This window comes from Streptomyces sp. CO7 (assembly GCF_053474865.1).
In genome coordinates this window covers 1,236,517-1,244,723 of sequence record NZ_JBRIOU010000002.1, presented here as the reverse complement: position 1 = coordinate 1,244,723, position 8,207 = coordinate 1,236,517, and the positions used below count along the sequence as shown (strand labels likewise).

Below are 8,207 nucleotides of genomic sequence, written 5' to 3'. Positions count from 1 at the left end.
GTCAGCCCCATGTCGCGCACCCGGGCCTTCCCGCCCTCGTCGAGCAGCCGCGGCAGCAGCCCGCCCCAGGCGACCGGCAGTCCCAGCGCCGCCTCCGGCAGCCGGAAGGTGGCGTTCTCCGCCCCGATCCGCAGGTCGCAGGCGAGGGCGAGGGCGAATCCCGCGCCGACCGCCCGTCCCCGCACCTTGGCGACCGTCACCGCCGGGTTGCGGGACAGGGCCGCGCACACCCGGCGCGCCTTGTCCCCGGAAACGCGTATCCCTGCCCCGTCGGGGTCCTGTCGCAGCTGCTCCTCGAACTCCGCGCGGTCGCCGCCGAGACAGAAGTCCTCGCCGGCGCCGGAGAGCACGAGCACCCGCACGGAGGGTTCCTGCCGGTGCAGCACCTCCAGCAGGTCGTCCAGCATCGCCTCGCAGACCGCGTTGCCGCGCTCCGGCAGGTGGAGTTCGACGTGCAGGACGTCCCCGTCGCGCCGCACGCGCAGGGTCTTGTACCGGTCGACGGCCGTCATGTGGTCACTTCCAGGGAGGTGATGCGGCGGAAGACCAGCCGGGGCGCGTACACGGGCCCGTCGGCGGCCGACCGCAAGGTGGGGAAACGTTTCAGCAGCGCGGTGAGCAGCACGCTCGCCTCCAGCCGGGCCAGCCCCGCGCCGAGGCAGTAGTGCACGCCGCCGCCGAAGGCGAGATGCGCGCCGCGGCGCCGGACGTCGAAGGCGCCCGGGTCGGGGTTGCGGCGCGGGTCGTGGTGGGCGGCGCCGAACAGCACGTGCACCAGGCCGTCCTTGGCGACGGGTACTCCCCCGAGGACGGTGTCCTCGGGGGCGATCCGGCTGTTCAGCCAGATCGGCGGGTCGTACCGCAGGGCCTCCTCGACGGCGTCGTCGACGTGTTCGGGGTGTTCGCGCAGCCATCGCCACCGTGCGGGCTCGGCGAGCAGCAGGGAGACCACGGTGGACAGGAGCGTCGCGGTGGTCTCCAGGGAGGCGATGGTGACGAACATCGTCAGGGGGTAGAGCACCTGGTCGGCTGCGGCACGGTCCCCCGCGCAGGTCTCGTCCCAGAACCGGATCCAGTCGGAGAGCACGTCCTCGCCGAGGTGGGCGCGACGGCGCTCGAGCAGGGCGGTGAAGTACGCCCGCATCTCCAGGGTGGCGGCCTCGGAGACGGCGAGCTCGCTGCGGGTGGGCAGCAGTTCCTGGGCGAAGACCTGACGGTGGGTGAAGCCGAGGACGCGGTCGTGGTCCCGCTCCGGGAGGCCGAGCCATCCGCCGACGGTCCGGATCGGCAGGCGGTCGGCGACGACCGTGGCGAAGTCGGCCCGGCCGTGCGCCCGCGATTCCTGCTCCAGGTCGTCGAGCAGCGCCTCGAGGTGCTCCTCGACGACGGGCCGCACGGCCTCCAGGGCGCCGCGGCCGAAGGGGTTGCCGAGGGCCCGGCGCCGGAGCGTGTGCTCGGGCGCGTTGAGCCGCGAGAGGGTCCGGCTCATCTCCCGGGTGGCGGGCGCGTGCCAGCGTGCGGGGTCCGGCTGCCGTTCCTGCCACGCGATGTCCGGGGCGAGCCAGCCGCGGCCGCGCAGCACCTCGTCGGCCACGTCGAACCCGGTGACGAAGTGTCCGCCCCAGGGCGCGGGGACCACGTCCCCGAGTTCCTGGAAGGCCCGGTAGACGGGGAGCGGGTCGCGCTGGCCATCGGGCGAGCGCAGGCGGCGGACCAGGGCGATCACCTCGCGCCGCCCGGCCGCCCGGCGCGGCCCGGCGGCCGGCCGCACGCCGTCCTGGCGGGGAACCCCCGGTGCGGGCGGGGGCGAAGGCGCGCCCGGGCGTGGTCCGGACGCTTCCGGGTGGGCCGGGCAGCCCGCCGGGCTGCCGGCAACGGGACGACCGGCGACTGTGCTCAACCTTCTCTCCTCACTCGCTGCTGCTGCTCACGGGCGGAGCCGGCGGCCTCGCAGCCGACGGCCTCAGAGACGGAAGACGTCGAGGAAGGTGCCCCAGAACCCCTTCCTGCGGGCCGGTGCGGCGGGCTGCCCGGCCGGTTCGCCGACGGTCTGGGGCGTCTGCTCGGGGACGGCGGCCGGCAGCGGGTGGCGTCCGGTGGCGGCGGCCACCCGTCCGGCCGGCGAGGGGGCGAAGCGCACCGGGAGCGCCGCGAGGGCGCGGTGGAAGGGCCCCTGCCGCCAGGCGAGCCGCTCGGCGGGCAGTTCCAGGGCGAGGTCGTCCAGTTCGTTGAAGAGCTTCTCGACCGCGGTGAGGGCGATCACCTGGGCCGGCGAGGAGGCCGGGCACTTGTGCGGACCCGCGCCCCAGGACAGGTGGGCGCCCTGGCTGCGGGAGCGGCGAGCGTTGTGCAGCGAGGGGTCCGCGTTCGCCCCGGCGAAGCTGATCACCACCGGGCTGTCCGCCGCGAGACGGATGCCCGCCAGGTCGACGTCCTGCTTGGGGAAGTGGGTGGCGTAGTTGGCGATGGGCGGGTTGTCCCACAGGACGTGTTCCATCGCCTCCTCGATGAGCAGACCGGCGCCCTGCGGGGAGAGCATCAGCAGCACGGTGTTGCCGATGAGGTTGCGCTCGGGTTCGACCCCGGCGCCCATCAGCATCACCAGCTGGTCCTTGAGCTCGGTGTCGGTGAGCCCGGCCGGGTGCCGCACCAGGCGGCTGGTGAGGTCGTCGCCCGGCTCGCGACGCTTGAGGGCCACCAGCTCCATCAGACAGGCCGTCAGCTCCTGGTCGGCGCGGATGGCGTCCCGGCCCTCGAAGATGGCCGCCATCGACGTGGTGAGCCGGTCACCGATGTCCGCGGAGCAGCCGAACAGCTTGTTGAAGACCAGCAGCGGCAGCACCTTGGCGTACTCGTCGATCAGGTCGGCGCGGCCGCGCTCGCTGAAGCGGTCGATCAGGAAGTCGCCCATCTGCCGCACGTCGCGCGCCAGTTGCCGCACGTCGATCGCGTCGAGGCTGTCGGTGACCGCCTTGCGCAGCCGCAGGTGCTCCGCCCCGTCGGTGAACAGGCAGTTGGGCCGGAACATCATCATCGGCAGCACGGGGCTGTCCGCGGCGATCCGGCCCTCGCGCAGCGCGCCCCAGCGGCGGGAGTCGCGGGCGAAGAGGGCGTCGTTCTGCAGCACCCGCAGCGCGGCCTCGTGGCCGACGACCAGGGTGGCCTCCACCCCGGGGGCGAGTTCCACCGGCCCGGCCGGGCCCTCGGCGCGCAGCCGGTCGTAGACGTCGTGCGGGGCGGCCGCGAAGTCCGCGCCGTGCATGGGGCAGCGGGCGGTGGTGCCGCCGTCGGCGGCGGGCGTGAAGTCCATGGTGCGTTCCTTCGGCGGCCCGGCGTCCTCGCGGACCGGGCCTGGGACGGGGCGGGGAAGAACGGGTGCTCCCGCTCAGCCCGTGCGGCTGAGCAGGTGTCGGACGAGTTCCATGAGCGCCTCGGCGGAGGAGGCGACGTCCCGGGCGTCGCAGTGGACGACGGGCGTGTCGGGGAGCAGGTCGAGCGCCTCCCTGATCTCGCTCGCCTCGTGGCGGACCGACGGGTCGAAGCTGTTGACCGCGACCGCGTACTCCAGACCGAAGCTCTCCACCAGGTCGATGACCGGGAAGGTGGCCTCCAGGCGCGCCGGGTCGACCAGCAGGAGCGCCCCGAGGGCTCCGACCGTCATGTCCTCCCACAGCTGGACGAACCGCTGCTGCCCGGGGGTGCCGAACAGGTAGAGGACCAGTTCCTCGCTGAGGGTGATGCGGCCGAAGTCCAGGGCGACGGTGGTGGTCTGCTTGGCGCCCGCCCCGCTGAGGTCGTCGACCGGGGCCGAGGCTGCGGTCATCCGCTCCTCCGTGCGCAGCGGCTCGATCTCGGACAGGCTGCCGATGAAGGTCGTCTTGCCGACGCCGAAGTGCCCCACGACGACGATCTTGACGGCCCTGCGGACGCCGGCCGGGAGGTACGTGGCGGCCGGCCGGTCAGCCGAACAGCGCGTGGAGTCCATGCAGCACCTCTTCGAGGGTCCCTCGGTCAACGGCTTGGGCCGGCGGCGGTGCGGCACGGCGCAGCAGATGCCCTTGTTCGGCGAGATCGGTCAGCAGCAGCCGGGCGACGGCGGTCGGCAGGCCCAGGTGGGCGGCCACCTCCGCCACCGAGAGGTAGCCGCCGGCGCAGATGTCCCAGATGGCGCGGACCTCGGGGCTCGCCCGCCTGGGCGGCTCCCGGTCCGGCGCCAGCGTGACCAGGGTGTGGAGCGACAGGTCCGTCGAGGACGGCAGCCGCCGCCCACCGGTGATGACGTAGGACCGGACGAAGTCGCCGGTCACCAGGTCGTCCTCGGGGGGCCTCGTCATGCCTCGGCACCGGCGTCCTGGCGCGCCGGCGAGGTCATGGCCTTCCCCAGGGCGGCGACCTGCTTCTGCATCCGGAACGACATGGTCTCCATGTCCACGTCGAGTGCGGCGGAGGCGGCGAGGTAGGCGCCGCTGCCGGCCGCGATGAGGAAGATCCAGCCGCCGTCGTACTCGATCAGCGTCTGTTTCCACGTCCCGTCGCCGCCGCCGACGAAGGGCGCGACGGCGCGGCTGAGGGACTGCATGCTGCTCATGGCGGCCGCGTTCTTCTCCGCGTCGTCCCGCTCGATGCCGCCCGACCGCTCCATCAGGAGTCCGTCGGCGGAGACGAGGATCGCGTGCCGGGCCCCGCGCACCGTCAGGACGTCGTCCAGCACCCAGGAAAGCTGGTCGTTCACTGCTCTTCCGATCCTTCCGAGTTGGTCGTGTCCCGTCCGCGCGCGGTGCCCCGGGCGAAGGCCCCGAGCCGTGAGGCGGTGGTCTCGCTGCTGTCGCCGGCCGGATCGTCGTGCCGCGGCTGTTCCGGCGGCCCGGGCCGGCCGGCGTCGGTCAGGGGTGTGCGCGCCGTCGTCCGCTCCGCCGCGACGCGGCGCCGCTTGGGCAGGCCTCCGGCGGTGGTGCCCACCGGGCGGGTGGCCGCGGTCGGGACGACGGCCGGGGCGGCGGGAGCGAGGTCGCGGGTCCGCCGGCCGGCGACCGCCGGGGTCTCCCCGCGCGCTCCGCCGGCCGTGGCGGGGGCGACGTCGTCGGAGGTCAGGAGGTCCCCCGGCAGCAGGACGACCGCACGCACCCCGCCGTACGGGGAGGGCGTGTCGACGGAGACCCGGAAGCCGTAACGGACGGCGAGGACGCCGGAGACGGCGAAGCCGAACTTGGGCGGGTTGCCCAGCGCGAGCAGGTCCACCGGCCCGTGCGGGGAGAGCAGAGCGGCGGCACGGTCCTTCTCCTCCTGGCTCATGCCGACGCCGTAGTCGTCGACGATCAGGCAGACCCCGTTGGGCACCGCCTGGATGCCGACCACGACCGGCGTCTCGGGGGCGCTGTAGTTGGTGGCGTTGGCCAGCAGCTCGGCGAGCACCACCGCCAGCGGCTCCACGGCCTTGCTGACGACCGTCACGTTCACCTGGGCGTTGATCTCCACCCGGTCGAAGTGGCGGACCCGGCCCTGGGCGCTGCGCACCACGTCGAAGACCGAGGCCGGATGCTCGCGGCGTCCCAGCCAGCCGCCGCAGAGCACCGCGATGCCTTGGGCGCGGCGGTTGAACTGGCTGTTGGCGTGGTCGATCTCCATCAGGTCGGCCACCACGCCGGGGTCGTCGCCGTAGTTCTTCTGGGTGCGGTCGATGATCAGCTGCTGCTCGTCGGCCAGCACCTGGAGGGTGCGCATCGCGGCCTTGAGGACCGACTTGGTCTCCTCCTCGGCCTCCTGCCGGACCTCGGCGAGCGCCTCGCGGTGACGGTGCTCGAGCGCGGTCGCCTCACTGCGTAGCAGCGCCCGTTCGGCCTTCTCCGCACCGAGCTCCCGCCGGAGGGCGTCCTCCTGGACGCGCAGCGCCATGTTGGTCCGCCGCGCCCGGGTGACCGCGACTGCGGCGACCGCGAGCACCACCAGCAGGATCCACAGAAGTGGATCCCGGAGCAAAGACGTCATCGGACTCTCTTCACGTCGCGTTCCTGACAGCGGTCCTGCGGCCGCACGGCGCATTCCGTTTGACGCACCGTCAACCCCTGAGGGAGCTGTCACCCTAGCAGTAGATGGAGCTACCAACTATCTCCACAAGGCGCCTCACCTCGGGGCATACGCGGACGTAGCAGCCGCGTCGCGCACATCACAACAAGATCGCAACGGACCGCAGTTGGGCCCGCCGTGCCGTCATCCCCCGCTTGTCATGCGCCTGTTGATCCATTCCGCTTCGGGTCGCGGTCGGATCCCGGCCACAGGTACGGGATGTCGTCGGGGACACCGGGAAAGCGCTCGGCGTACTCCTGCGGGTCCTTGCGCAGCAGCGCCGAGCGGTGACTGCGGTGGAAGGCCTTGTCCCCCAGCCAGGGCGGGAGTTCGGCCGCCTCGGCGAGCGCCTTCTGCGCCCGCGCCCGCGGGGCGTCCGGGCGGAACGCGGCGTACTCGGCGGTCAGCGAGTCGGCGCAGGTGTCGGGCCTGCCCTGTTCCTGCCACACCCGGCAGACCTCGAGCCCGTAGCGGACCAGGGCCTCCTCGTAGCCCACCCACATGCGCACCGCCGGGTGGTGCTGCCAGCCGTAGCCCGGCACCGTGAGGGCCCGGAAGACCTGAAGGGCCTCAACCCGCTGCTTGCCGAGCCGGCGCCGGTCGAGTGCCAGCGCGGACCGCCGGAAGTCCCGGTACGGGAGGAAGGTCTGCACGCGGTGCCGACTACCCGGCAGCGCCCCGAACAGCCCGGCCGCACCCTCGGTTCACCCGTCCGGCGGATGGTCATTTCCATGATCTACAGTTCGGGCGCGGGAAGCGGACACCGGAGAAGGGGAGGAAGCATGAGCGCTCAGGAGCTGTTCGGCGGCGGGGTCGCCGTGATCACGGGGGCCGGTTCGGGGATCGGCGCGGGGCTGGCCCGCCACGCCGCGACCGAGCTGGGGATGACCGTGGTGCTGGCCGACGTGGACGCGGGGGCCGTGGCCGCGCTGCGCGAGGAGCTGGAGGCGGCCGGGGCCCGGGCGATCGACGTCGAGTGCGACGTCCGGGACGCCGAGGCGGTCGCCCGGCTGGCGGAGCGGACGCTGGCGGAGGCGGGTCCGGTGCGGCTGCTGGTCAACAACGCGGGCGTGGAGCAGTTCGGCTACCTGTGGGACACCCCGGTCGAGAACTGGCGCCGCGTCATGTCCGTCAACGTCGACGGGGTCTTCCACGGCGTCCGCGCCTTCCTGCCCCACCTGATGGCCGAGCCCGGGCAGTCGTGGGTCTGGAACCTCTCCTCGGTCGGCGGTGTGGGCGCCGCGCCGCTGCAGGCGCCGTACATCGTCAGCAAGCACGCGGTGCTGGCGCTGACCGAGTGCCTGAGCCTGGAGGTCCAGGCGGCGGGCCACGGGGACCACGTCCACGTCCAGGCGGTGCTGCCCGGGGCCGTCGCGTCCAACATCTTCCGGGCGGCGGGCGGCGCCGAGGACAGTGGCGACGTCGCGGCGGCGGAGGGCCACCGGGCCCAGATGCTGCAGCTGAACGACACCGCCATGGACCCGCTGGAGGCGGCCCGGATCTTCTTCGAGCAGTCCGCCAAGGGCGAGTTCTACCTGCTGAACGACGAGTTCGGCGGGCACCTGATGGCGGCCCGCGCGGACGTGCTCGCCCACCGCAGGGCGCCCGCGCTGCCGCAGTACTGAGCAGATGTGTCCGGTCCTGAGGGTGTGAGCGCGGTGATTGCGGCCATCAGGGGATGAAGGGGGTGCCCTCGGTCCAGGCCGGCGGGCCTCCCCGGATCATCCACCCACAGTGATCGGAGTGCCGCTCGTGAGCAGGTTGCAGCAGAAGGAACGGTTCACCTCCGGGCTCAAGGGCCTGGGCGGGCAGGCCGGTGAGGGCGGGAAGAAGCTGGGCCGCACGGCCCAGGCGTCGACCGCGCGCGCCACGGCCGCCCTCTCGGGCACCACGGCCAAGGCGCGGGAGAAGGCCGCCGAGCTCGCCCCGCAGGTCTCCGCCCGCGCGGGCGAGCTGAAGACCCGTGCGGCCGGCGTCACCGGCAAGGTGGGCCAGTCCGTGCCCGCCCCGGTGCGCACGGGTGCCACCCAGGCCGTCACCGCGGTGCGCACCGCGATGCTCGTGGGCCGCTACCGCACCGCCGTCATGGCCGGTGCCGGTGTCGCCCTCGTCTGGATGGTCGTCCGCCGCAAGCGCGGCTGACC

At 73.5% G+C, this 8,207-nt stretch carries 10 protein-coding genes; 2 read left to right on the top strand and 8 right to left on the bottom strand.

Annotated elements, in window-relative coordinates; translation table 11 throughout:
* The 8 genes from ACOV8S_RS07615 to ACOV8S_RS07580 all read right to left on the bottom strand — a co-directional run.
* The coding region (locus ACOV8S_RS07615; RefSeq protein ID WP_448316877.1) for an enoyl-CoA hydratase/isomerase family protein at positions 1 to 512 on the bottom strand (512 nt) is incomplete at its 3' end.
* Positions 509 to 1,771, bottom strand: coding sequence for a cytochrome P450 (locus tag ACOV8S_RS07610; protein ID WP_448316876.1), 1,263 nt, complete (start codon positions 1,769 to 1,771; stop codon positions 509 to 511). The genes ACOV8S_RS07610 and ACOV8S_RS07615, both read right to left, overlap by 4 nt.
* 192 nt (positions 1,772 to 1,963) lie before the next feature.
* Entirely contained in the window at positions 1,964 to 3,310 is a 1,347-nt protein-coding gene (locus ACOV8S_RS07605) for a cytochrome P450 (RefSeq protein ID WP_448316875.1), read from the bottom strand.
* Between the two features lie 75 nt (positions 3,311 to 3,385).
* Entirely contained in the window at positions 3,386 to 3,985 is a 600-nt protein-coding gene (locus tag ACOV8S_RS07600) for a GTP-binding protein (protein WP_448316874.1), read from the bottom strand.
* Positions 3,960 to 4,334, bottom strand: coding sequence for a DUF742 domain-containing protein (locus ACOV8S_RS07595; protein ID WP_448316873.1), 375 nt, complete (start codon positions 4,332 to 4,334; stop codon positions 3,960 to 3,962). Before ACOV8S_RS07595 ends, ACOV8S_RS07600 begins: the two co-directional genes overlap by 26 nt.
* Complete coding sequence (locus tag ACOV8S_RS07590) at positions 4,331 to 4,732, bottom strand: roadblock/LC7 domain-containing protein (RefSeq protein ID WP_351117516.1); 402 nt, start codon at positions 4,730 to 4,732, stop codon at positions 4,331 to 4,333. Before ACOV8S_RS07590 ends, ACOV8S_RS07595 begins: the two co-directional genes overlap by 4 nt.
* Positions 4,729 to 5,985, bottom strand: coding sequence for an ATP-binding protein (locus tag ACOV8S_RS07585; RefSeq protein WP_448316871.1), 1,257 nt, complete (start codon positions 5,983 to 5,985; stop codon positions 4,729 to 4,731). Before ACOV8S_RS07585 ends, ACOV8S_RS07590 begins: the two co-directional genes overlap by 4 nt.
* Positions 5,986 to 6,221: 236 nt before the next feature.
* Positions 6,222 to 6,716, bottom strand: a complete 495-nt coding sequence (locus tag ACOV8S_RS07580; RefSeq protein WP_448316870.1) for an MSMEG_6728 family protein — start codon at positions 6,714 to 6,716, stop codon at positions 6,222 to 6,224.
* 129 nt (positions 6,717 to 6,845) lie between these two features.
* On the opposite strand from ACOV8S_RS07580, the gene ACOV8S_RS07575 reads away from it, so the two are divergent.
* Together ACOV8S_RS07575 and ACOV8S_RS07570 are read left to right on the top strand one after the other, a co-directional pair.
* On the top strand, positions 6,846 to 7,688 hold the full coding sequence (locus tag ACOV8S_RS07575; RefSeq protein WP_448316869.1) for an SDR family NAD(P)-dependent oxidoreductase: 843 nt from the start codon (positions 6,846 to 6,848) through the stop codon (positions 7,686 to 7,688).
* Positions 7,689 to 7,815: 127 nt separating this feature from the next.
* A complete protein-coding gene (locus ACOV8S_RS07570) occupies positions 7,816 to 8,205 on the top strand; it encodes a hypothetical protein (RefSeq protein ID WP_351117512.1) in 390 nt (129 codons plus the stop codon).
* Positions 8,206 to 8,207: the final 2 nt, after the last annotated feature.